Source organism: Effusibacillus consociatus (assembly GCF_042652925.1).
GTDB classification, from domain to species: Bacteria; Bacillota; Bacilli; order Tumebacillales; family Effusibacillaceae; genus Effusibacillus; species Effusibacillus consociatus.
On record NZ_JBHSHC010000158.1, the window covers coordinates 1 to 24,079 of the forward strand.

The following is a 24,079-nucleotide window of genomic DNA, read 5'->3' on the forward strand; positions in this document are numbered from 1 at the left end:
TGGCAGACTACGGAATCGTAGGCGACCTGTTTGAAGTGGTTCCGGTTCTGACAGAAGAATTGAAGAAAGTTTTGATTGGGTAAGTCAGAAATGAATTAAATCATGCAACATTGACTTGAATGGGCCGGTCCTGCAAACAGGATCTGCCCATTTTTGCGAATAAAATCAGAATTTGTCTTATTTTCTTACATTGGCACGGTATTTGCATTTAGAAAAGAGGTGTAAAGAAATACCGGGATCAATCGATACCCTGGAACAGGGAGAGGGGGGAACCTACTTGGAGATTCAAAAGATTACAGTCATCGGTTCAGGCGTTATGGGACAGGGAATCGCTTATGCGGCTGCGGTTGGCGGGTTCCAAGTCACACTGCACGACGTGAAGCAAGACGCTATGGAACGGGCCCTTAAGTCAATCGCGCATGATCTGCAAAAAGGTATAGAAAAAGGAAAGCTGATACAAGAGGAAGCGGATGCGGCTCTTAAAAGAATCAGGTTGTCTGACAATCTGGCAGCAGCCGCAATGGATGCCGATTTGGTGATCGAAGCCGTTTTGGAGCTGATGGATCTCAAGATCGATCTATTTCGTCAGTTGGATGAGATCTGTCCGCCCCATACGATACTTGCAACCAATACATCGACCATGAGTCCGACCGAAATCGCCGCCGGTACCCGCAGAGCCGATCGTTGTGTGGCCATGCACTTTTTTAATCCGGTGCCAAAGATGAAGCTGGTTGAAATTATCCGTGGTATGGATACATCGGATGAAACAGTGAGGATCGTTCGGACGGTTGCGGAGCGGATGGGCAAGGAAACGGTTGAAGTCAACGAATTTCCCGGGTTTGTGCCGGGACGAATCAGTGCTCTAGTGGGAAATGAAGCGATGTACATGTTGATGGAGGGCGTGGCAACGGCGGAAGACATCGATAAGGCAATTAAACTGGGGCTTGGATATCCGATGGGACCGCTTGAACTGGCGGATCTGGTTGGGCTGGATTCCCGCCTGAGAAACCTGGAGTATCTGCATAAGACACTCGGGGAGAAATACCGTCCGTGCCCGCTGCTAACCAAGTATGTAAAAGCAGGTCGACTTGGCAAAAAATCGGGTCGAGGCATCTTTGAATACGGAGAAGACGGCCAAAAGATTCAGGCTGGAAAAGCTGACTAATCGTACTGAAAGGGAGATAAAAAATGGATTTTACGCTGCCTGAAGAGATTGAGTCGATCCGACAGATTGTAAAGGAATTTGTCGAGAACGAAGTGGAACCGGTGGCTCATTTGATAGAAGAAAAGAATGAAATACCGCCAAAAATAGTGGAGAAGGCGAAAGAGATGGGGTTGTTCGGCCTCAGTATCCCGGAGGAGTACGGCGGTCTTGGCGTAGGGATGGTCGGAAAGTGCGGGATTTATGAAGAACTTGGAAAAACCCATAACGGGTTTACCACATTGATTGGGGCCCACACGGGAATCGGCTCTGTCGGGATCGTTGAAATGGGAAATGAAGAGCAGAAGCGGCGTTACCTGCCGAAGATGGCCACGGGACAATGGATCGGCGCCTTCGCATTGACCGAACCCAGTGCCGGTTCGAATGCAACGAATTTAAAAACGTTTGCGGTTCGCAAAGGAGACCGCTACGTTCTAAACGGTTCGAAACATTACATTACCAATGCGAAAGACGCCCATGTGTTTACAGTAATGGCGGTTACCGATCCAAGCAAAGGCCCAAAAGGAATCACGTCTTTTATTGTCGAGAAAGATTCTCCGGGGTTCACTGTCGGAAAAACCGAAAAAAAGATGGGGCTGAAAGGCTCCCATTCCTGTGAACTTTTCTTTGAAGATCTTGAAGTTCCCGTTGAAAACCGGCTCGGGGAGGAAGGTGAAGGATATGTCAATGCACTGAAGATCCTGGCTAACGGACGTGCGGGGCTTGCCGCAAGAAACCTGGGGTCTTGTCAGTATCTGCTCGACAAATCTGTCCAATATGCAATGGAAAGAGAACAGTTCGGGAAGCCAATTATCGAACAACAGGCAGTTCTGCACATGCTTTCAGATATGGCGGTAGAAATTGAAACACTGCGTTGGATGACGTATCGCGTGGCTTGGATGACCGATCAGGGTATGAATGTGATCAAAGAAGCAGCAATGGTGAAGCTGTACGGTTCGGAAGTCTACAACCGGGTGGCGGACAAAGCTGTCCAAATCCATGGCGGGATCGGGTACATTGCCGAATATCCGATTGAAAGATTTTATCGGGATGCCAGAATTACAAGGATTTACGAAGGAACGTCCGAGATTCAGCGCAACGTCATTGGAGCGCAGTTAATCAAGGAATACAGTCACAAACATTCGCCCGTGGGGGTGTAGAGAATGATCGCGATTCCCGTTCATCCGGTTTTTCAATTCCTTTCGGATACGGCAGAGAAATTTCCGGAGCAGACCGCATTGCGTTCTGAGGATCAAACGTATACGTATCGACAACTCAAGGATCAAGTGGATCGTTGGTCAAAGGCATTGGCAGACTTGGGACTGCAAAAAGGGGAGCGGGTAGCGGTGATGTTCCCGAATTGCCCGGAATATGTGATTTCTTACTATGCAGTTCTGCAGGCGGGAGGAATTGTTGTTCAGACCAACCCCTTGTATACGGAAAACGAGCTTGCTTATATCTTTCAAGATTCGGGAACCGGATGGGTGATTTCCTCCTTTGAACACCTGGAGAAGTTGAGCAGGGTACGGGAAGAGACAGATTTGCGGAAGCTGCTGCTGTTCGGGGAAAGCTCCGATCCAACTCATGAAAGCGGATTCATTCATGATGCCGGAAAGCTGATTGCTTCCACTCCGCCTTCTCCTCCGAATATCGGGATTGACCCACAGCAGGATGTGGCAGTTTTGCAGTACACCGGCGGAACAACCGGCCGGTCAAAAGGGGTCATGCTGACGCATTACAATGTGGTCGCCAATGCCTATCAAAGCTTCCAATTTTCATCCCCTGTTCTACAGATTCCGGGTGAGGTGCTGCTCGGCACATCTCCACTGTATCACGTGTACGGGATGACCAGCTGCATGAACGTGGCGGTTTTGATTGGAGGCACCATGATCCTGCTTCCGAAGTTTGACAAGGACGAAGTGATCGAGATAATCGGCAAGCATCGCCCCACCCTGTTTTTAGGTGTGCCGACTATGTATATATCACTCCTGCATCACCCGAAAAGTGCGGAGGTCGATATGTCGTCCCTTAAGCTTTGCTTCTGCGGTTCCGCCCCGATGCCGGTCGAGGTGATCAGACTGTTTGAAGAAAAAACGGGTGCCCGCATCGTGGAAGGATATGGGTTGTCGGAAGCTTCTCCCGTCACTCATCGCAATCCTGCAGTGGGACTTCGCAAGCCTGGCAGCATCGGAATTCCGTTTCCGAATACGGAAGCGCGAATTGTCGATCTGGAAACGGGAACCCGGGATTTGGCTCACGGCCAAGCGGGGGAGCTGCTTGTAAGAGGACCGCAGGTGATGAAGGGATATTGGAACAATGAGGAGGACACCCGGTCCGCTTTACGGGACGGCTGGCTTTACACGGGCGATATCGCCATGATGGACGAAGACGGCTACTTCTATATAGTCGGTCGCAAGAAAGAGATGATTATAACCGGCGGATTCAACGTATATCCAAAGGAAGTCGAGGAAGTTCTCTATCAGCATCCCGGAGTTCAAGAGGTGGCGGTGATCGGAATTCCCGATTCCTATAGGGGAGAAGCAGTCAAAGCGTTCATTGTTCCGAAACCGGGAGCCGTGATTACGGAACAGGAGTTGATGGACTTCTGCCGTGACCAGTTGGCTGCATACAAGAGACCGCGGAGCGTGGAATTCAGGGATTCTCTTCCCAAAACCGCGGTCGGGAAGATTCTGAAGCGGAGATTGGTGGAACAAGAACGGTGTAACACAAAAACAATCAAGCAAATCAAGTGAGAGGAGTGGATGTCGATGATACAGTTGTCAGAAGAATTGAGCCAGATCGCCCGAACGGTACAGGAGTTTGTTGATAATGAAGTGGAACCATACGCACAGCAAATTGAAGAAGAGGATCATGTGCCTGAACATCTGCTTGAACAGGCAAAGCAATTGGGCCTCTACGGAATGGGGATTCCTGAGGAGTATGGCGGCTTGGGACTCGATGTGATCGGCAAATGTTTGGTTTTGGAAAAAATGGGCCGCACCCATAACGGGTTTGTCTCCATCATCAGCGCTCACACGGGAATTGGCAGCACCGGTATTGTAAGACTTGGAAGTGAGTATTTGAAGAAAAAGTACCTGCCTGATCTGGCAGAAGGGAAGCTCTTGGCTGCCTTCGCATTGTCCGAACCGGAAGCGGGTTCAGACGCTACCAACATTAAAACCCGGGCGGAGAAAAAAAGCGATCGTTGGATCATCAACGGAATGAAGCATTTTATCACAAATGGCCCTTACGCTGATCTGTTTACTGTGATTGCTGTAACCGATCCGTCAAAAGGGGTAAAAGGCGGGTTTACCGCGTTTGCCGTTGAGAAAGATTTTCCCGGCTTTAAGGTGGGAGCGGTTGACAAGAAAATGGGGCTTCGCGGTTCTCATACGGCGCAATTATTCTTTGAGGATTGCGAAGTGCCGGAAGAAAACGTCATCGGTGAAGTGGGGATGGGGTATGCATCCGCTCTGAAGATCTTGACAGAAGGCCGGTGCACATTGGCAGCCCGGGCATACGGATCCTGCTTGAAACTGATTGAATTGGCGAGTGACTACATGAACCAGCGCGTTCAATTCGGCAAGCCAATCGCGGAAAATCAGGGACTCCGATGGATTCTTGCAGACATGGCAACCGAAACGGAGGTTGGCCGGGCATTCAATTATCAGGTCGCCGAACAATTGCAGAACGGGAAAAAAGCGGTTAAGGAAGCTGCAATGACCAAGATGTATGCGACGGAGACTTTCAATAAAGTGGCGGATCGGGCACTGCAGATATTTGGCGGTGTAGGTTACATGAAGGAATACGCGGTGGAGCGTTTTTATCGGGATGCCCGCATTACGAAAATCTACGAAGGCACGAATGAAATTCAGCGGAATATCGTAGCAGCTCAACTTCTAGGGAAATAGAAATCGGAGGTGAAACTATGACTGCGGATAAGATTCAGAAGATTTTGGTAGTCGGTGCGGGGGCGATGGGGTCGCAAATCGCCATGGTTTGTGCTTTAGCAGGTTATCAGGTCACGCTGCAGGATGTTTCGAACGAGAGCTTGCTCAAAGCGAAAGATGCCCTGCAAGGGCACATGAAACGACGGGTGGAAAAAGGGAGACTCACGCAGGCACAAGTGGATGAGGCGTTTGCCAGATTGACGTTTGCCGACAATCTGGAACAGGTTGCAAGGGAAGCGGATTTCGTAATTGAAGCGATTATCGAAAAGCTGGACGTGAAGCGGGAACTGTTCTCTGAACTGGATCGTCTGACACCGGCGCATGCCATTCTCGCAACAAACAGTTCGACCATTGTCAGTTCCAAAGTGGCGGATGCAACCAAGCGTCCGGACAGAGTGTGCAACATGCACTTTTTTAATCCGGCACTTGTCATGGAGTTGGTGGAGGTGGTGCGCAATCCCCACACTTCGCAGGAAACGGTTGATACCACCATTGAATTGACCCGCAAAATCGGGAAAATTCCGATTGTCCTGCAGAAAGAAATTTCCGGGTTCGTTGCGAACCGGATTCTGGGAGCCATGATGGATGAAGCTGTGTCGTTGTATGAGCAGGGAATCGCTTCGGTGGAAGATATCGATCTGGCTTGTCTGAAAGCGTTGAATCATCCGATTGGCCCCTTTGCTCTGATGGATCTTACCGGGATTGACGTAAATTATTACGTTCGCATGCAGCGTATGGAGGAAACAGGCAACCCGGAAGCGGGGCCGAAAAAAGCGGTGATCGAGAAATTCGAAAAAGGGGAATTGGGACGTAAAACCGGCAAAGGGTGGTATGACTACACAAACAGCTCACAGAACACGGGTCGTACCGCACCGGCGGCAGTGGGAGCCAAGGAGGGACAAGCATGAAGGATGCAGTGATTGTCAGTGCAGCACGTACCGCGATTGGGAAGTATGGCGGGACACTTACACCGGTCAATCCGGAAGATCTGGCGGATGCGGTCATACGGGAGGCGATCGGCAGGGCCAATGTCGGGAAGGAATCGGTTGAGGCGGTAATATTGGGGCATGTTCGGTCAACCAGCCGGGCAAATAACATTGCAAGAGTTGCGGCTCTCAAGTCCGGAATACCGATCTCCGCCCCTGCTTATACAGTGAATATGTTGTGTGGCTCCGGTATGCAGGCGATCAGCCTAGGAATGAAGGAGATTGTGATGGGGGCTGCTGACACAGTGGTCGCCGGGGGAACGGAAAATATGAGCCAGTCGATTTTCTATCTCCGCAATATCCGCAACTCCGATCTGCCGCCTGAGCTGGTCGATGCAAATTTGGAAGGCGGACCTGGATCGCAACCGGTGGATATCTACGGCAAAGATCTGGGGATGGGGCAAACAGCAGAAAATGTCGCGGAAAAATACGGAATCAGCCGCGAGGATCAGGACCGGTTTGCTTATGAAAGCCAGATGAAAGCGGCAAAGGCAACTGAACTCGGTGTCTTCAAAGACGAGATTGCGCCGGTCGAGGTGAAACAAAAGAAGCAAACCATCATCTTCCAGGTGGATGAATTTCTCCGCCCGGACACAACAATGGACAAATTGGCATCTCTTAGACCCGCATTTCGTCCAAATGGAACTGTCACCGCCGGGAATTCCTGCGGACGAAACGATGGGGCAGCTGCAGTGGTTTTGATGTCTGCCGATAAGGCAAAAGAATTGGGGCTCACCCCTCTTGCACGAATCGTCACGTTTGCGGCGGCCGGAGTTGAGCCGGAATATATGGGAATCGGACCGGTACCCGCAACTCTAAAAGCTTTGAAACAATCAGGTCTCTCAGTTGATGACATCGATCTTGTGGAGTTGAACGAAGCGTTCGCGTCCCAATCGTTGGCATGCATCAGGGAACTGGGACTGAATCCGGAAAAAGTAAACGTCAACGGCGGAGCGATTGCTTTGGGACATCCTCTGGGATGCACGGGAACCCGGCTGGTTGTAACTCTGGCTTACGAAATGAAGCGACGGGGAAGCAGATTCGGATTGGCGACCCAATGTGTTGGCGGGGGGCAAGGCGTGGCGATGATCATAGAGAATACATCCGAATAAAAAAGTCACCGAATTTACGTGAATCTATGAGGGGAGGGGAGTAGAGAAAATGCCTGCTAGGTTTATGACGGCGAAAGAAGCGGTTTCACTAGTCCCAAACGGGGCGACGATTATGGTTGGAGGATTCGGTTTGTCCGGTCAGCCCCTCAGCCTGGTGGAGGCCCTGCTGGAGACGGATGTAACAGACTTGACGGTGATTAGCAACAATGTCGGGCAGCCAGGGCAAGGGCTTGGAAAATTGCTCCTGGACAATCGCATCAAAAAGGCAATCGGAACCTACTTTACCAGTAACCCTGATGTTTCCAGGTACAAACGGGAAGGAATGCTGGAAGTCGAATTGGTTCCCCAGGGTACTTTCAGTGAGGCGATCCGGCTAGGAGGCAGCGGCATCCCGGCATTTTATACTCCGACCGCCGCCGGGACATTGCTGGCGGAGGGGAAAGAAACGAAGGAATTTGATGGCCGGGAATATGTCTTGGAAAAGAGCCTCCGGGCGGATGTCGCGCTAATCAAGGCCTACAAAGCGGATCGATACGGTAATCTGATATACTACAAGACCGCCCGCAACTTTAACCCGATGATGGCAATGGCTGCCGATCTGACGATTGTGGAAGTGGATGAAGCAGTCGAGATTGGGGAATTGGATCCGGAATCAATAATTACTCCGCATCTCTTTGTTGATGTGGTGGTTCTGAAGGGGGAGGCACGATGATGGATACCCGGCATTACATCGCCTGGAGAGCCGCTCAGGAATTGGAAGACGGCGATATCGTAAATCTCGGGATAGGGGTTCCGGTGCTGGTAGCCGATTATATTCCGGAGAACCGACAGGTGTTTCTCCAATCGGAGAACGGAATTTTGGGTGTAGGCCCGACACCTCCTCCCGACAAGAGCGATCCGGACCTTATTAATGCAAGCAAGCTTCCAATTTCCGAACTGGTGGGAGCCTCCTATTTTGATTCCGCCTTGTCCTTTGCAATGATGCGCGGCGGACATGTGGACAAAACTGTAATTGGTGCTCTTCAGGTGAGCGAGACGGGAGATATTGCAAATTGGGCAGTCCCAGGGAAAGATGTGCTGGGCGTAGGCGGGGCCATGGATTTGATTGTCGGTGCCAAGACAGTGATTGTGGCCACCACTCATTTGACACCTGATGGAAAGCCAAAACTCGTTCCGTCCTGTACGTATCCGCTCACTGCCAAGGGAGAAGTAGACATATTGGTAACGGAATATGCGGTGTTTCGATTCCAAGATTCAAAGATGATTCTGGTCGAAATGGTGGACGAACTGTCGTTAGATCAGCTTCACGAAATCACTCCGGCAAGATTCGAGCTTTCAAAGAATTTCTATGCGGTCAGTCGACCGGAAGTCTACTCGTCACCCATCAAAGTGACGTGAATCTTTGAAGTAAATAAAAAAATGAAGAGAAAGTTGAGGGGTCATAATGAAATTCAAAAAACGAGCAGTGTTCTCCCTGCTATCCACGGCTTTGGCAACCGGTCTGATCGCGGGGTGTTCCTCAGGAACCTCCAGCTCGGCACAGACGTTAAAAGTAGGCGTTGCTTTTCCGGTGTCGGGGAATCTCGCAAAAATCGGGCAAGCCTCTACAAATGGAGTGGAAATCGCGAAAGATCTCGTAAACGAACAACCGAATGCCAAGAAAATTGAACTGGTAAAAGCGGATACCCCGGATGCGACGGCAGCGGTAAACGAAGTCAACCGTCTGATTACCCAGGAAAAGGTGAAAACGATTGTGGGGATGTATGCCAGTCCGCTTGTGATGGCTGCATCGGAAGTAACCGAAAGAAACAAGGTTGTGCTGTGGGAAGTGGCAGCCACCGATCCGCGGGTTACCGGTCGCGGATATAAGTATATTTTCCGTCCGAATCCGAGTGCTTCCGGATATGGTCCGACTACGATCGAATATCTTTCCAAAGTGGTGGCGCCAAAGCTCGGGATGGAACCTTCGAAAATGAAAGTTGCGATTCTGCATGAAGACGGTGACTTTGGAACAGGCGTTACAAAGGCGACCAAAGAAGCGGCCCAAAAAGCGGGGATTCCAATTGTTGGGGAAATCAAGTATAACGCAAAAACTACCAATGATATGACATCTATTATTTTGAAACTGAAAGAGCTCAATCCCGATGTGCTGGATGTGGTCCAATACGATACGGACGCACAGCTTTTCTGGAAACAGGCGAAGCAGCTCGGTTTGAACGTGAAAGTGGTGATTGGAAACGGTGCCGGCCAAAGCTCGGATAACTTCGGGCATACGTTTGGCAAAGATGCGGATGGTGTTTTGGACACTTCCAGTGCAATGCTGCTCAACAAGCAAGCGCTTACGCCGGAAGCCCAAAAGCTCGATTCCGAATTCTTCAAGCGTTATAAAGAAAAATTCGGAAAAGAACCGGATCTGATTGCAAAGCTTGCATTCTCTTCTTCCTATGTATTGTTTAACGACGTCCTGCAAAAAACGGGAACGACCGATCCGGAAAAAGTTCGCAAACAGGCACTGTCCCTTGATCTGCCGGTTGGAGCGACACCTGTCGGTTGGGGAATCAAATTCGGTGAAGACGGTCAAAATACCCGCGCTCAGATGGCGGTTATGCAGTGGCAAAATGGAAAACTGAACGTGGTCTATCCTGAAAACTTCGCGGTTGAAAAACCAATTCATATTCCGCTTCCTGCATGGAGTGAGCGGAAATAATTTCTACAAGGGGGTGACCGAATGGATATTTTTCTGCAGTTGTTGGTTTCCGGTCTTTTGTTAGGCGGGATCTACGTACTGGTCAGTGTTGGACTGACTATGGTGTTTGGCGTGATGAAGATTGTGAACTTTGCGCACGGAGATTTTCTGATGTTAGGCATGTTCGGTGCTTTCTTTCTGTTCCAGCTGCTGGGACTGAACCCTTACGTATCCCTGTTTCTTATGGCACCCCTGATGTTTTTGTTGGGCGTGATTTTCTATAAGCTGATCGTGGGAAGGACGATAGGGCGGCCTCATGTAGTGCAAATTTTCGCGTTCATCGGATTGTCGGTGGCATTGCAGAATCTTGCCCTCGTTCTGTTCTCGGCCGATTTTCGCGGGATTAATACCGCCCTTTCGTCAGCCGTTTGGAGTATGGGGCCCATTCATATCGGGATCCCGCTTCTGGTCGCGTTTGCGGTTGCCAGTGCGATAACGGGATTGCTGTTTCTGTTCCTGAATTATACGTATGTCGGCAAAGCGATTCGAGCGGCTTCACAGGACCGTTTTTCCGCCACATTGATGGGGGTCTCAAATCAGAAGATTTACATGTTGTCGTTTGGGATTGGCGTCGGATTACTTGGCATCGCCGGATCGCTCCTCATCCCCATCTACTCGGTCTATCCGACTGTCGGGGAACAGTTTGCGTTAATCTCTTTCGTGGTAGTCGTGCTGGGAGGATTGGGAAGTTTGCCCGGAGCGGTTGTCGGAGGGCTTTTAATCGGCGTGATCGAAACGATGAGCAGTTACTTTATTGCTCCTTCAATGAAACAGCTGGTGTATTTTACGGTCTTTATTTTGATTCTGATCTTGCGCCCCAACGGATTGTTAGGCAGACCGGGTGATGCGGAGGAGGCTGTTTGATGAGTCGCAAAACTATTTTTCAAGTAGCAGGCTTGCTTGTCGTACTAGGGCTCCCGCTTGGGCTCGGAGATCAGGATTTCCTTGTGGATACCCTGATTTTGATGGCGTTATGGGCGTTTATTGCGTGTTCCTGGAACATCGTCGGCGGGTATGGCGGAATGTTGTCACTTGGTCATGCAGCATTCTTTGGAATCGGGGCGTATACCTCGACCATCCTGTTTGTTCATTATGATGTGTCCCCCTGGATTGGCATGCTGGCGGGTGCAGTCCTGGCCGGGCTGTTCGGACTGTTTATCGGGGCTGTGACTCTGCGATTGCACGGACCGTTTTTTACCCTTTGTACGATTGCGGTCATGGAAGTGCTCATGATTATCGCAATTAACTGGAAGTCCGTTACGGAAGGTTCGAGCGGCATACCAGTGCCCTATCGTCCCGGTGCCGTCAATATGATGTTTGACAGCAAAGCGGCCTATTTCTATCTGGCGTTGGCGATGCTTGCAATTCCATATGGATTGTCACGCTGGATGAACCGTTCCCACTTTGGGTATTACCTGATCGGGATAAGGGAAAATGCGCAGGCCGCCACCGCATTGGGAATCTCGAGTATTAAGGTTCGATTGATCGCGATGGTGATCAGCAGTGGACTGACTGCGATGGGGGGTACTTTTTACGCTCAATACATCGGCATCATTGAGCCGATGCATGAATTTTCGTTTGCTTTGTCCGCTCAGATTGCGTTGATGGCGATAATTGGAGGAATTGGTACGGCGGGAGGCCCGATTTTTGGTGCGGTATTGATTACCCTTTTGGGCACTGTGTTGCGGGCGACACTTGGCGGAGCACAAGGTGGCTTACAAGCGGTTGTGTACGGTGTCTTGTTGGTGACGGTCGTTTTGTTCATCCCGCAGGGGATCGTGCCGTGGTTTCGACGAATGATGGCAAAACGCAAGGCAAAACAAAATGGAGGTCCTGTTCATGTTGAGAGTACAGAACCTGTCTAAGAGATTTGGCGGTTTGACGGCAGTCGATAATGTCAGCTTTGAAATCGAAAAGGGGCAGATCTTTGGCATCATTGGTCCGAACGGAGCGGGTAAGACCACTCTGTTTAACTTGATTACCGGGAATCTTGTGGCCGATCAGGGAGAGGTTCGTTTTAAAGACCAGTTGATTACCGGAAAGAAGCCGCACCAAATCGCCCGGCTGGGAATCGGGCGGACCTTCCAGATGGTAAAACCTTTCGGCGGATTGACGGTTGAGCAGAATGTCATGATGGGAGCTCTTCCGAAGCACGCTTCTTTTGCGGACGCCAACCGTGCTGCGCACGATGTCATGGGGATGCTCGGGTTAACCCCTTACCAAAATGAAGAAGCTCGATCACTGCCTGTAGGTCTGAAGAAAAAACTGGAACTGGCAAGGGCACTCGCAACACAGCCTTCGCTGCTGTTTTTGGACGAAGTCATGGGAGGGCTCAATCCGACAGAAGTTCAGGAAATGATGGAACTGATCCGCTTTTTGAACAAGGAGAATGGAATCACCATCTGTATGATCGAACACGTTATGGCTGCAGTCGTGGCTTTATGTGAACAGATCGTGGTGATACAGCAGGGCCGCAAAATAGCGGAAGGAACTGCCAACGAAGTTACCAGCAATCCGGCAGTTATTGAAGCGTATCTGGGAGGAGAGTTTGCCCATGCTGGAGCTTAAAAATGTGAATTCCTACTATGGTGACGTTCAGGTGCTGAGAGACATTTCGCTATCCGTAAAAAAGGGCGAGATCGTTACGATTGTCGGGGCGAATGCAGCCGGTAAATCAACCATACTGAAAACCGTATCCGGCACCATACCCAAGATGGAAGGGAGCATTCTGTTTCAGGGGCAGGAGCTCACGTCCGTCTTGCCACACCAACGGGTGGAAAAAGGGCTGATCCATGTTCCGGAAGGCAGAAGGTTGTTCCAAAACATGACTGTGCGCGAAAATCTGGAGATGGGTGCGTATATTCGAAGAGCCCGTTCAAGCCGGGCTCAGACTCTGTTGAATATTTACGAAATGCTGCCGCGGTTAAAAGAGCGGGAGAAACAATTGGCGGGCAGCTTAAGCGGCGGAGAACAGCAGATGTGTGCAATCGGCAGAGGGCTCATGTCGCGGCCGGATCTGCTGATGTTGGATGAACCCACGCTTGGTCTCGCACCGATCCTGGTGCAGTGGGTGTTCAATTTCATTCGGGAAATTCGGGACACCGGGGTGACCATCCTGCTGGTTGAGCAAAACGCAAATAAGGCGCTTGAAATATCCGACCGGGGATACGTGTTGGAGAATGGACGAATCGTCCTCGAAGGAACAGGAAGCAAGTTATTGAGCGATCAGGGACTCCGGAAGGCATACCTGGGAATGTGATGGGGAAAGGGGAAAAGAGAATGAACGGAGTTGTGATTGTGGACGCAGTTCGCACGGCCATTGGGAAAATGGGCGGCGCGTTGCGGGAGGTCGAGGTCGATCATCTTGCGGCGAAAGTCATAAGCGAAATTGTTATCCGTACCGGCATCGAGGGGACAGATGTCGATGAAGTGATCATGGGGCAGGCAAAACAGAGCACGGACTCCCCGAATATGGCCCGGGTGGCTCTGCTGCGGGCAGGTCTGCCGGTTGAGATTCCCGGCTATACGGTGCATCGCCAATGCGGTTCCGGACTGCAGGCCATCAATAATGCGGTCCAGCAAATCCAGTGCGGACTGGCCGATATGATTATCGCCGGCGGAGCTGAAAGCATGAGCACTGCGCCCTATTACATTCGGGGAGTGCGGTATGGGCTTGAAGCGGGGAACGGACTGTTGTTGGATCCAAATACGGAAAGCCAGCCCCGTTCACAGCCGCCTGAAGTTTACGGCAAAGAGTTAACGATGGGACTGACCGCGGAAAATTTGGCCGAAAAATATGAGATCAGCCGCCAGGAGCAGGATGAGTTTGCTTTCCTGAGCCAGAGCCGTGCGGCGTATGCGATTTCTTCCGGTAAGTTTAAGGATGAGATTGTACCGTTCGAAATGAAAAGCAAGAAAGAGACAATCCGCTTTGAAGTCGACGAGCACCCGCGTCTTACCCCGGTGGAGAAACTGCTTGCTTTACCGCCCGTTTTTAAAAAGGAAGGAACTGTCACTGCAGGGAACTCCAGCGGCCGAAATGATGGTGCTTCAGCCGTTTTGGTGATGTCCGAATCAGCAGCGGAAAAACGCGGACTCAAACCAAAAGCCAGAATCCTGGCGCAAGCTGTGTCCGGAGTTTCTCCTGAAATTATGGGGATTGGTCCGCTTCCTTCGACCGCCAAGGCGTTGAAGCTTGCCGGACTTCAATTGGCCGACATTGACCTGATCGAGCTGAATGAGGCATTTGCCGCCCAATCGCTTGCTGTCATCAAGGAAATGGGGGTGGGATTGGAAAAGGTAAACGTTAACGGAGGAGCTATTGCTCTGGGTCATCCACTCGGGGCCACAGGTGCCGTCCTAATGACCAAATTGGTAAATGAGATGGAGCGCCGCGGAACCCGTTACGGGCTGGTTACACTGTGCATTGGCGGAGGACAGGGAATCACAACAATCGTCGAAAATTTGCGGCGGTGACTGGGAGAGGACTTGAACATGTCACGACATCCGCGGGAAGGGACGGTCTGCCTGTCCCTTCTTGCTTTAGCCTTCTTGCATCTGATTGATGTGTTTATCCCCAGTTCCTGGTCTCATCTGGGAACCTACGGGGTACTGCTCTTTTTGCTGGTGAGCGGGTTGTTTCTGCTTCGCGGCATTCCCCTTGTGTTAAGTTGCGCGATGCTTTTGGCAGGACATTCCCTGTTGTTTCTGCATGGGGGAACGTTTCAGGAGTGGGGGAATTCAATTACAAAGAACGTCCCTCTTCTCAGTCTGCTTATCCTGGTTCCGCTGCTTCAGATTCCTTTTCAAGCGGGCGGATATCTGGACGCGGTCGAGGAATTTGTGAGACGTTCCTTTGATTCGAAACAAAAAGTAGTCAACATTTTTGGAGCGGTTGTTTTCGTGGTCGGGTCTCTGCTGAATCTGGGAGGTCTTCGCTTTTTGTCTTCTTTGGCAGGCCCGATGTACGAACGTTACGGGGATTTGGTGCTTCGTACGATGTGCCGGAGTTTTGTCTCTTCAATTCTGTGGTCGCCCTACTTTGCAACGGTTGGACTGACTCTTGTCTATCTGCATTTGCCGGTCCAAACATTTCTTCCGTCCGCCCTTGCATTGGCACTTTTTAGCTTAATCGGGGGGATCGCTTATACGCTGATCGAGGCATCCGGTTTTGCTAAAAAGCTGCATTCTGCTGCAGCAGCTTCTAAAGATGAAACGGCATCTTCATCAGAACATCACATGGAGCAGTCAATCCCAGTCGAATCCCGCCGGAAACTGTTCGTGTTTTTGCTCTTATTGGTGCTGCTGTTGGCCGCCGCTCTAACAATCGAACATATTACACAGTTGTCGATGTTGACAGTGATCTCAGTACTGGCTCTGGTTTTTCCGTTGATGATGGCTCCCTTTGTCAACCGTCAAGCCGCTTTTCATGGAGTAGACGGATACAGAAACGGATTAAGCAAACTTGTTACCGAGGTGATGCTTTTTACATCGGCCGGTTTTTTGGGCGGAGTTCTCTCAACGCTTGACCTCGGAACGGGAGTGGCCGCTTTGTATGCGCCGCTTGCGGCATTCGGTTCCTACACGGTGATTCTTGCGCTTGTCCTGACAGTATTGCTGCTTTCGCTGGCGCTAGTCCATCCCATTTTGACTGTGACAGTGCTTTTAACTTCGATTCCGCCCGATCTGTTGGGGCTGCACCCTATAGCAATGGGACTCTCGGTGCTCACTGGATGGTCCCTCGCGATGACTGTGTCGGTCATTACCCCATTTATCGTAATCATCTCCGGTATCTTTGACAAAACGATGCTCGAGGCGGGATGGCGTCAGAATAAATGGTACATGATGGTGATGGCCCTGTTCTTAAGTGCCGGGATTTGGGTGATCAACAAGTTATTGGCATAGGCTGTTTTGCAGCAAAGGCGGAGGAATCGCCCGGTACCGCAGAGAAGTTTACAGCCAGGGGAGTTCTGCTGAAACGAGGGGGAATCGAAATGCTCACCAAAATGGATCTTGGAGTTGCCATCCTTGACAAAGAGGGATTTGTCACATATGCAAATGATACGATTCGGCGCTGGCTGGGTCAGTCAAGCGGCCGACTGATCAAGGCGGGATTTGAGTTAATCCTGCCAAATCAGAGATTATCGGACATTTTGAATTCTGGAGAACCAATGGATTGGCGGGTAGTTCTAGGCGAACTCGACTTGCAAATCCATGCGTACCCGCATGAGGACGAAAGCAACGAATCAGGAATTTTGTTGATCGCATACAACACGGTGCCGATTCGGATTATGCAGGAACGGCTGCATGAAATGAAAGCGGTTGCGGACGAGTTGGATGCGATTTTTCAAAATTCCTATGATGCAATCTACATTGTGGATCAGAATGGAATTACCCTGAAGACGAATGATGCAATTGAACGGCTGACCGGGATTCCAAAGGAATATTATATCGGCAAGGATCTTCGCTATCTCGAAAAACGGGGTGTCGTCCAAAAATCAGTCTCTTTTGAAGTGATGAAGCAAAAAAAGCCGGTTACGGTAATTCAGGAAAATGCGTTGGGCAGGGCTATCCTGATCACCGGAAGCCCCGTGTTCAACGAGCAGGGAGAGGTCATACGCGTGGTGACCAACCTGCGGGACATTACGGAATTGAACCGTTTACGGGAAGAATTGTCGCAGCTGCGCAAATTCCATTTTGGGGAAGATCCCGTTATTGTCGTAAGCAATTCAATGGAAAAAGTGATGGAATTGGCACTGCGGGTGGCCGATACAGATACAACCGTTTTGCTGCTCGGCGAATCCGGGGTGGGCAAAGAAGTGGTTGCCCGAATGATTCATCGGAACAGCGGACGTTACGAAAAAGGGGCTTTCATCAAAGTCAACTGCGGGGCCATCCCGCCGGAGCTTCTTGAATCCGAGCTGTTCGGGTACGAATCGGGAGCGTTCACGGGAGCGAAGAAGGAAGGCAAGCCGGGAATGTTTGAACTTGCGCATGAAGGAACTCTCTTCCTTGACGAGATTGGAGAGATGCCGCTGCATTTGCAGGTGAAGCTGCTTCGTGTACTGCAGGAACAAGAGTTTCATCGGGTCGGTGGTGTGAAACCGATTAAAGTCAACGCTCGAATTATAGCGGCCACCAATCGCGATTTAAAAAAGATGGTGTCGGAGGGAGCCTTCCGGGAAGATTTGTATTACAGGCTTTATGTGGTGCCGATTGAGATTCCGCCGCTCCGCAAACGAAAGGAAGACATTCTGCCGTTGATTGAGTTTTATTTGGACAAATTTAACCGGAAGTACCGATCCGATAAGACATTGACCACGGACACATTAACCATTCTGCAGCAGTATGAATGGCCCGGGAATATTCGTGAGCTTGCCAATCTGATCGAACGTTTATTGGTGATCAACCCGTCGCACGAAATTCGCCCGGAACATCTTCCGGATTTGTCGATTGGAAGCACATTGCCGGTCGATAGAGAAGCAGTTGAGCAGAGTGTTGAAGCAAAAACGGCGCAAGCGGTTCCGCTGGATCAGGTGGAAAACGGGGGGCTGCAGGCGGCAGTTGAACAATTCGAACGTGAAATTCTGGCTTCAGCCTACGAGCAGTACGGAAGTTCGTATGAAGTCGCGAAAGCGCTGAATATCAGCCAGTCCACGGCGATTCGAAAAGCCTATAAGTATGGCATCCGATTAAAGGGGGAAGAGGAATAACTATGGAATTGAAAAATCTGATGACCGAAGTGGAAAATGGGATTGGAACGATCACGATCAATCGCCCTGAAGTAAGAAACGCCCTGAATCTGGAGACAGTCAATGAAATGAGGGCTGTCCTGCAAAACTGGAAAAATGATTCCAACGTACTCGTGGTGGTATTTACCGGGGCAGGCGAAAAGTCATTTGCTGCGGGTGCCGATATCGCACAATTGCGGGAACGGACAATGTTCGATGCGCTGGAATCCCAGATGCAGGCTTTCTATCGTGAACTTGAGCTCTATGAAAAACCGACCCTAGCTGCGATCAACGGCTTTGCACTAGGAGGCGGCTGTGAACTTGCGATGTCGTGCGATATCCGGATCGCAAGCTCCAACGCCAGGTTGGGGCTGCCGGAGCTCAATCTGGGGATTATTCCCGGTGCCGGCGGCACACAACGACTGGCCCGGCTGGTTGGGAAAGGAAAAGCGGTGGAGATGATTCTGACCGGGGCGATTATCGAAGCGGAAGAAGCAAAACAAATCGGGCTTGTCACTCAGGTGACTTCCCCGGCCGAGTTGACAGCTTCGGCTCATGCAACTGCCGAAGCAATTCTTGCGAAAGGACCGCTTGCTGTACGGCTTGCCAAACTTGCGATTCAGACCGGATTGGAGACGGATCTGCCTACCGGTCTGGTGATCGAGAAATTGTCGCAAGCGATTCTTTTTTCATCTGAAGATAAATTGGAAGGAACCACGGCATTCCTGGAGAAGAGAAAACCAAACTTTAAAGGACGATAACAGGAGGCACCCGCCATGAGCAATTCAAATGACCTGCAAGAGCTTCGAGACTATTTTTCGACTGTACCTTTTTGGCAGTATATCGGGTGCGTCATTGAGGAAGTGGAGGAGGGACATGCAGTTCTTTCTCTCAAGATCGGACAACAACATTTGAACGGGAACATGACAGTCCACGGCGGAGTATATGCCACACTTCTTGATAACGCGATGGGGTTGGCTTCACGTGCCGAGGCGGGGCGTTTTCAGGCAACCACCCATATGAATGTTCATTTTGTGGCGGCTGTCAGCGAGGGAACCATTTATGCCCGCGGTCGCACCGTTCACAGAACAAAGCGAACTGTTACCACGGAAGCCCGTGTCGAAAAGGAAGATGGAACCCTGCTTGCGATGGCGACCGGGACATTCCGGGTGTTCCAAGAACCGGTCACCTGAAGGAAGGTTTCGACAAAGTGCAGGGGATCGGCCTAATCTGAGGCACATACAGGAATAGTTTATTTAAAAAGTAACAAGTTTCAGGGAAGTGGTGTTCGAGAAACCGCAGTGTGACTCGATTCATCACTTCTTGCTTTTTATGAAGTTCAACCACCCTCTGCACGAATTCATAAAACGCGTTGACCGACAGCGTAACATCGATTGCAAAGCGGTTGATAACCGGACGCCCTGCATCGTTCTCAAGATTGAAGGGATTCAAAAGAATGAATTTTTTGATTGCCTCATGTTTTGCCAAATGGGACTGAAAGGTTTGCACAAACAACTGTGACTGTTGGACAAGCAAGACTTCTGCCGGGTCGAGACCGTTTCGCAAAAGCACTGCATGGCCGATTTGATCTTCCAGCCACATATCCAGCAAATCGACAAAGGATAAAGGCGGGGAATCCTCTCCCCGCACATAATACGCCAGCAGGCGGAGGTATTCCCTATTTTCAAGTAATGTACCGTCAAAATACGACGGTGAAGCACCTAAATGAATCCGATTTTGTAACCGTAAACGCTGCAGTTCGCTTTCAAACTGGTAGTATCCCGTTGCAACGGGAACAATCTCTCCGGCCAATTCCACCATTTGCGGCGAAGCGGCTGGGAGATCCCGCCCCACTTGCAGAAGTTTTTGCCGTAATCCTCGAAAGGCCCCAATATAGTAAATTGCCAACTGAACCCACCTTTGTTCGATCGGAGACAGAAAATCACGGGCAAAATGGGCGTGGTCCTCCAGTATTTCCAGCCAAAAATGATGCTCTTCCCAAGGAGTCAACGGACCGGCCATCGCAATGCTGACTTCTCGCATGCTGCATCCTCCTCTGCAGGACCTCTTCCTATACTATGAGCCGTTGGAAAATAGGTGAAAGCGGAGGAATTAACTTCCGGAAATAACACAATCTATATAGGAATACTGCAAGGGGGGATCATGTTGGTTCGCAAATGGTTTCGAAAGCCCAAACAGTTTGGAAGTGAACAGCCGCATACCGCACAACAGGATCCGCTTTCCGCCGATTTTAACGAAAATCTCCAAATTCTCCGCTCGATTTATGAGGATTGTTCGGATGTGGTCTTCCGTCCCTTTTTGATTGGCGGCAATCAAAAAGCGGCGCTTGTTTACATAGGTGGCCTTTCCAATCTCGAGGAGATGGACCGGAGTGTCCTTACCCCGCTTATGGAAAGTTCAGCAGCGGATTTAAACAGCCTCAGCGCAATTTTTGAAAAAAAGGTTTCGGCCCCAAAGGTTAAGGAAGTGAAGACATTTGCCGACTGTATCGGACAAATTTCCATCGGCAACCCTGTGCTTCTCATCGAGCAAGAAAATCGGGGTCTCTCTTTGGGACTGTCCAAGTGGGAAAAGCGAGCGATCGAAGAACCATCCGCTGAACCGGTTTTGCGGGGGCCCCGCGACGGATTCACCGAGACACTGGATGTGAATACCTCCCTGATACGGCGAAGGATCAGAAGTCCGCAGCTCAAAATGCTATCGATGAAAGTGGGCCGCTACACCCAGACCCGGGTCGTGATTGCTTACATAGAAGGGATCGCTGACAAGACCTTGCTTGAGGAGGTCAAAAACCGGCTGCAGCGAATCGATATGGACGGCGTCCTGGAAACCGGATATATCGAGGAGATGATCGAGGATAATCCGCTGTCACCGTTCCCTCAAGTGCTCAATACGGAACGCCCGGATATTGCCGTTTCGAACCTGCTCGAAGGACGTGTGGTGATTTTGCTGGACGGCACCCCCTTTGCCCTGGTTGTTCCAATTACCCTATATTCGTTATTGCAGGCGGCAGACGATTCTTATCAGCGGTTTACGATTGGCACAGCGATTCGCTGGTTGCGCTATTTTTTCCTGACACTTTCTTTGCTGCTTCCTTCAATATATGTTGCGGTGATCACGTATCACCATGAGATGGTGCCTACCACGCTCCTGATCAGTATGGCTCGGTCACGGGAAGAGATTCCGTTTCCGGCACTGATTGAAGCGCTGATTATGGAGATCACTTTCGAGGCGCTGCGGGAAGCGGGTGTCAGGCTGCCGAAACAGGTGGGCGCTGCCGTCAGTATTGTCGGTACTCTTGTGATTGGACAAGCTGCAGTATCAGCGGGGATCATCTCGGCGCCGATGGTTATGGTGGTAGCCCTTACGGGGATCGCCTCCTTCACAATCCCTCGCTATGCCGTGGGGATCTCTTTACGATTGCTGCGCTTCCCGATGATCTCTCTCGCGGGAACGCTGGGATTGCTGGGTATCATGCTTGGAATCATCACAATAGTTGTCCACTTGTGCACTCTCCGTTCCTTCGGGGTTCCGTACCTGACTCCGATGGCGCCGATGAAAGGCCGTGAAATGAAAGACGTACTGATGCGGGCACCATGGTGGATGCTGAACACGAGACCGCATTTGACGGGAGAGGGTAACAAATACCGGCAAGCTCCCGACCAAAAACCGGGGCCGTTTAGAGGGGACGAACAGTAAAAAGTTTGGTACGGGATTGAGTCAACCCTGGGAAAGAGGTGAGGGAAGCATGCTCGAGAAAGGCAGAATCTCCGCGTTTCAGATGGGAATCATGATGCATCCGACAATAGTGGCAACAGCGCTTCTTTTGTTGCCGGCCATTACGGCGAAGCACGCGGAGCGTGATATGTGGCTGTCGCCGATTTGGGCTTCCCTCATCGGGTTTCTTACGGTCTATCTTGCGTATCGGTTGAACAATCTCTACCCGAAGGAGACGATCGTCCAATACAGCGAGCGCATTGTCGGCAGGATTCCAGGCAAGGGAATCGGGTTGGTGTATTTGTTCTTTTATCTGCACGCCAACGGCATCGTCGTTCGGGAATATGCGGAATTTATCACAGGAAAATTTCTTGTCAGAACCCCGATGATTGTGATCATCGCAAGCATGTTACTGGTCTGTGCCTTCGCTGTACGCGGAGGGGTGGAAGTTTTGGGAAGGGCCGCCCAGATGTTCGTGCCGATTACCATTCTCCTCCTGACGTTTATCATTGTCCTGCTCATTCCTGAGGTAAAAGGGAAGAATATGTTTCCGGTCATGGCAAAAGGAATCATGCCATCCGTCAAGGGAGCGGTTACACCGCAGAGCTGGTTCAGTGAATTCATTCTGATCTCTTTTCTGCTGCCTTTTTTGACTGACCGGGAAAAAGGAATGAAATGGGGAATGATCTCAGTGCTTGCTGTAATGCTGACTATGCTTGTTACAAATATGGCCACCCTTTTTGTGTTCGGGGGAATTACGGCAACTTTGACCTACCCGGTGATGGAAGTTGCGGGGTACATTAGCATTGCAGCATTTCTTGAACATCTTGATTCAATTGTGATGGCGATTTGGATAGCGGGAACGTTTGTCAAGATCTCGGTGTTCTATTATGCTCTGGTTCTTGGCACCGCGCAATGGTTGAATCTGTCCGATTACCGCCCGATCGTGTTGCCGATCGGTTTCCTTTTGGCGGTGTTCAGTATTTGGTCAGGTCCCAACCTGCAGGAACTGGCTCATTTTCTGGCAACTTCCTCTTCTTTTTACCTGACATCCGTGCAAACGGGAATTCCTTTGTTGTTAGTACTGATTGCTCTCATACGAGACGGGAACCGAAAGGGGGGACAAAAAAGATGAACACCTTTTTTTTAAGGAAAATAACACGATTACTCCTGACCGTATCACTTTGTGCTTTGATTCTGCCGCTTGCCGGTTGCTGGGACAGAAGGGAATTGAACGATGTATTGCTGGTGTCTGCGGTAGCGATTGACAAAAAAGATGACAAGATCGAAGTTTCGATCCAAATGATCATTCCGAGAGCCATGGGCGGCGGGCAGGGAGGATTGGGAGGCGGCGGAGGCGGTGGGGGGGGAGAGAAACCAACTGTGGTGAGATCGCAAACTGGTGTCACGATTTCTGATGCAACGGCAAAGCTCCAGGAAAAGATCCCGCGAAAGATCTTCTGGGGACACACGAAGGTCCTCATCCTTGGTGAACAGTTGGCGAAAGAAGGCATTCGTGAACACGTAGACTTCATTGCACGACAACCGGAACCTCGTCTGCGAATGAGTGTATTTGTCGGCAAGGGAAAGGCGGCAGATCTTTTGGTAGTTCTTCCCTCTCTCGAACGATACTCGGCGGAACAGATGCGGGAACTGGCTGAATTCCGGTTCGGGATGGAGGTAACCGTCAAAGAGCTGTTAGAGGCGTTAAGGGGCGAGTCGGGCGCGGCTGCCCTCCCCTGGTTGGAAGAAGTTGCCCCAAGACAGGGGGAAGAGAAAGACAAAACGACTGTCCGCCTTAACGGTACGGCTGTTTTCAAGAAGGATAAAATGGTCGGATATATCAATGATGAGGTGACAAGAGGGGTTCTGTGGCTGAGAAACGAGATCAGAAGAGCTACGGTCACGGTTGAGCCAAAAGAGGGAGAAGGGCGTGTTTCACTGGAGATGCTTCGTGCCAAAACGGAGCTCATCCCGCAGATCGAGAATGGAAAATGGAAAATGACAGTCAAGGCTGTGACCGAAGACGATTTTGCGGAAAACACAACCTCCCTGAATCCGATGAATCCGATCGTTGTGAAAATAGTGGAACAAGAAGCGGAAAAGGACCTTGAATATCGTATCAGGATGGCCCTGAATGAGGTTCAGAAAGGGATGAAGGCGGACATCCTCGGTTTTGCGGAGGCTTTTCACCGCAAATACCCGGAACAGTGGGAAACAGCGAAAGATCGTTGGGACAAGATATTTCCCAATGTGGAAGTGAAGGTTCTAGCGAAGGCCTTTATACGCAGACCCGGGTTATCCACCGTACCGCCGGCCGTACCGGAAAAAGAAGTGAAAAAGAAAGAGAAAGAGATCAAAAAGAAAGAGGAAGAGGTGGAGGAAAAGTGAAATGGGGATTTGTATTCGGTGTCACTGTAGTAGCGGGACTCATGGCTCTGTACGAATGGCCGAAAATGAATCAGAACCAGAAAAAGGAGAAAGCCGCTTTTGTGACATTGACGGCTATTGGATGGCTGCTCGCCGTCCTGCTCCTTTTTTTCCCGGACATGCCGGGACCGACTCAGTTGATTGACACTATTTATAAACCTCTGGGAAAACTGCTTGAAGAATGAG

The 24,079-nt window shown here is 50.5% G+C and carries 23 protein-coding genes; 22 read left to right on the forward strand and 1 reads right to left on the reverse strand.

The genetic code is table 11. The features are described from left to right. Positions 1-283: 283 nt before the first annotated feature. The 18 genes from ACFO8Q_RS23465 to ACFO8Q_RS23550 are packed head-to-tail and all read left to right on the forward strand — an operon-like array spanning position 284 to position 18,918. Positions 284-1,165 (forward strand): 3-hydroxyacyl-CoA dehydrogenase, encoded by an 882-nt coding sequence (locus tag ACFO8Q_RS23465; RefSeq protein WP_380029819.1) that lies wholly within the window; start codon positions 284-286, stop codon positions 1,163-1,165. A gap of 23 nt (positions 1,166-1,188) precedes the next feature. After that, positions 1,189-2,361: an acyl-CoA dehydrogenase family protein gene (locus ACFO8Q_RS23470; RefSeq protein WP_380029724.1), complete on the forward strand. Its 1,173-nt coding sequence runs from the start codon at positions 1,189-1,191 to the stop codon at positions 2,359-2,361. Between the two features lie 3 nt (positions 2,362-2,364). Continuing rightward, on the forward strand, positions 2,365-3,954 hold the full coding sequence (locus ACFO8Q_RS23475; RefSeq protein ID WP_380029726.1) for a long-chain-fatty-acid--CoA ligase: 1,590 nt from the start codon (positions 2,365-2,367) through the stop codon (positions 3,952-3,954). 15 nt (positions 3,955-3,969) lie between these two features. After that, a complete protein-coding gene (locus ACFO8Q_RS23480) occupies positions 3,970-5,112 on the forward strand; it encodes an acyl-CoA dehydrogenase family protein (RefSeq protein WP_380029728.1) in 1,143 nt (380 codons plus the stop codon). 17 nt (positions 5,113-5,129) lie between these two features. After that, positions 5,130-6,059 (forward strand): 3-hydroxyacyl-CoA dehydrogenase family protein, encoded by a 930-nt coding sequence (locus tag ACFO8Q_RS23485; protein ID WP_380029730.1) that lies wholly within the window; start codon positions 5,130-5,132, stop codon positions 6,057-6,059. Further along, complete coding sequence (locus ACFO8Q_RS23490) at positions 6,056-7,249, forward strand: thiolase family protein (RefSeq protein WP_380029732.1); 1,194 nt, start codon at positions 6,056-6,058, stop codon at positions 7,247-7,249. Before ACFO8Q_RS23485 ends, ACFO8Q_RS23490 begins: the two co-directional genes overlap by 4 nt. A 49-nt stretch (positions 7,250-7,298) precedes the next feature. After that, the gene (locus tag ACFO8Q_RS23495; RefSeq protein ID WP_380029734.1) at positions 7,299-7,961 is read left to right on the forward strand and encodes a CoA transferase subunit A; all 663 of its coding nucleotides are present in this window, start codon (positions 7,299-7,301) and stop codon (positions 7,959-7,961) included. Next, positions 7,961-8,647, forward strand: coding sequence for a 3-oxoacid CoA-transferase subunit B (locus ACFO8Q_RS23500; RefSeq protein WP_380029821.1), 687 nt, complete (start codon positions 7,961-7,963; stop codon positions 8,645-8,647). Before ACFO8Q_RS23495 ends, ACFO8Q_RS23500 begins: the two co-directional genes overlap by 1 nt. A gap of 46 nt (positions 8,648-8,693) precedes the next feature. Next, entirely contained in the window at positions 8,694-9,956 is a 1,263-nt protein-coding gene (locus tag ACFO8Q_RS23505) for an ABC transporter substrate-binding protein (protein WP_380029736.1), read from the forward strand. 21 nt (positions 9,957-9,977) lie between these two features. Beyond that, the gene (locus ACFO8Q_RS23510) at positions 9,978-10,859 is read left to right on the forward strand and encodes a branched-chain amino acid ABC transporter permease (protein ID WP_380029738.1); all 882 of its coding nucleotides are present in this window, start codon (positions 9,978-9,980) and stop codon (positions 10,857-10,859) included. Then, the gene (locus ACFO8Q_RS23515; RefSeq protein WP_380029740.1) at positions 10,859-11,860 is read left to right on the forward strand and encodes a branched-chain amino acid ABC transporter permease; all 1,002 of its coding nucleotides are present in this window, start codon (positions 10,859-10,861) and stop codon (positions 11,858-11,860) included. The genes ACFO8Q_RS23510 and ACFO8Q_RS23515 overlap by 1 nt, the downstream gene beginning before the upstream one ends. Then, the gene (locus ACFO8Q_RS23520) at positions 11,835-12,563 is read left to right on the forward strand and encodes an ABC transporter ATP-binding protein (protein ID WP_380029742.1); all 729 of its coding nucleotides are present in this window, start codon (positions 11,835-11,837) and stop codon (positions 12,561-12,563) included. The genes ACFO8Q_RS23515 and ACFO8Q_RS23520 overlap by 26 nt, the downstream gene beginning before the upstream one ends. Further along, positions 12,550-13,254: an ABC transporter ATP-binding protein gene (locus ACFO8Q_RS23525; protein WP_380029744.1), complete on the forward strand. Its 705-nt coding sequence runs from the start codon at positions 12,550-12,552 to the stop codon at positions 13,252-13,254. The genes ACFO8Q_RS23520 and ACFO8Q_RS23525 overlap by 14 nt, the downstream gene beginning before the upstream one ends. 20 nt (positions 13,255-13,274) lie before the next feature. Next, positions 13,275-14,471: a thiolase family protein gene (locus tag ACFO8Q_RS23530; protein WP_380029746.1), complete on the forward strand. Its 1,197-nt coding sequence runs from the start codon at positions 13,275-13,277 to the stop codon at positions 14,469-14,471. A gap of 18 nt (positions 14,472-14,489) precedes the next feature. Continuing rightward, complete coding sequence (locus ACFO8Q_RS23535) at positions 14,490-15,899, forward strand: hypothetical protein (RefSeq protein WP_380029749.1); 1,410 nt, start codon at positions 14,490-14,492, stop codon at positions 15,897-15,899. Further along, the gene (locus tag ACFO8Q_RS23540) at positions 15,830-17,707 is read left to right on the forward strand and encodes a sigma 54-interacting transcriptional regulator (RefSeq protein WP_380029751.1); all 1,878 of its coding nucleotides are present in this window, start codon (positions 15,830-15,832) and stop codon (positions 17,705-17,707) included. The genes ACFO8Q_RS23535 and ACFO8Q_RS23540 overlap by 70 nt, the downstream gene beginning before the upstream one ends. 2 nt (positions 17,708-17,709) lie before the next feature. Next, positions 17,710-18,486, forward strand: a complete 777-nt coding sequence (locus ACFO8Q_RS23545) for an enoyl-CoA hydratase-related protein (protein ID WP_380029753.1) — start codon at positions 17,710-17,712, stop codon at positions 18,484-18,486. A 15-nt stretch (positions 18,487-18,501) separates the two neighbouring features. Continuing rightward, positions 18,502-18,918 carry a PaaI family thioesterase gene (locus ACFO8Q_RS23550; protein WP_380029755.1) on the forward strand — a complete coding sequence of 139 codons (417 nt, stop codon included), beginning with the start codon at positions 18,502-18,504 and terminating at the stop codon, positions 18,916-18,918. On the opposite strand, the gene ACFO8Q_RS23555 is transcribed toward ACFO8Q_RS23550, so the two are convergent. Then, on the reverse strand, positions 18,911-19,768 hold the full coding sequence (locus ACFO8Q_RS23555) for a DUF2935 domain-containing protein (RefSeq protein ID WP_380029758.1): 858 nt from the start codon (positions 19,766-19,768) through the stop codon (positions 18,911-18,913). The genes ACFO8Q_RS23550 and ACFO8Q_RS23555 overlap by 8 nt on opposite strands. Positions 19,769-19,888: 120 nt before the next feature. Between ACFO8Q_RS23555 and ACFO8Q_RS23560 the strand changes: the two genes are divergently transcribed. The 4 genes from ACFO8Q_RS23560 to ACFO8Q_RS23575 are packed head-to-tail and all read left to right on the forward strand — an operon-like array spanning position 19,889 to position 24,078. Then, complete coding sequence (locus ACFO8Q_RS23560) at positions 19,889-21,445, forward strand: spore germination protein (RefSeq protein WP_380029760.1); 1,557 nt, start codon at positions 19,889-19,891, stop codon at positions 21,443-21,445. A 49-nt stretch (positions 21,446-21,494) separates the two neighbouring features. Beyond that, complete coding sequence (locus tag ACFO8Q_RS23565) at positions 21,495-22,598, forward strand: GerAB/ArcD/ProY family transporter (protein WP_380029762.1); 1,104 nt, start codon at positions 21,495-21,497, stop codon at positions 22,596-22,598. Continuing rightward, complete coding sequence (locus ACFO8Q_RS23570) at positions 22,595-23,854, forward strand: Ger(x)C family spore germination protein (RefSeq protein ID WP_380029764.1); 1,260 nt, start codon at positions 22,595-22,597, stop codon at positions 23,852-23,854. Before ACFO8Q_RS23565 ends, ACFO8Q_RS23570 begins: the two co-directional genes overlap by 4 nt. Then, a complete protein-coding gene (locus ACFO8Q_RS23575) occupies positions 23,851-24,078 on the forward strand; it encodes a hypothetical protein (RefSeq protein ID WP_380029766.1) in 228 nt (75 codons plus the stop codon). Before ACFO8Q_RS23570 ends, ACFO8Q_RS23575 begins: the two co-directional genes overlap by 4 nt. The last annotated feature ends 1 nt before the right edge of the window (position 24,079 follow it).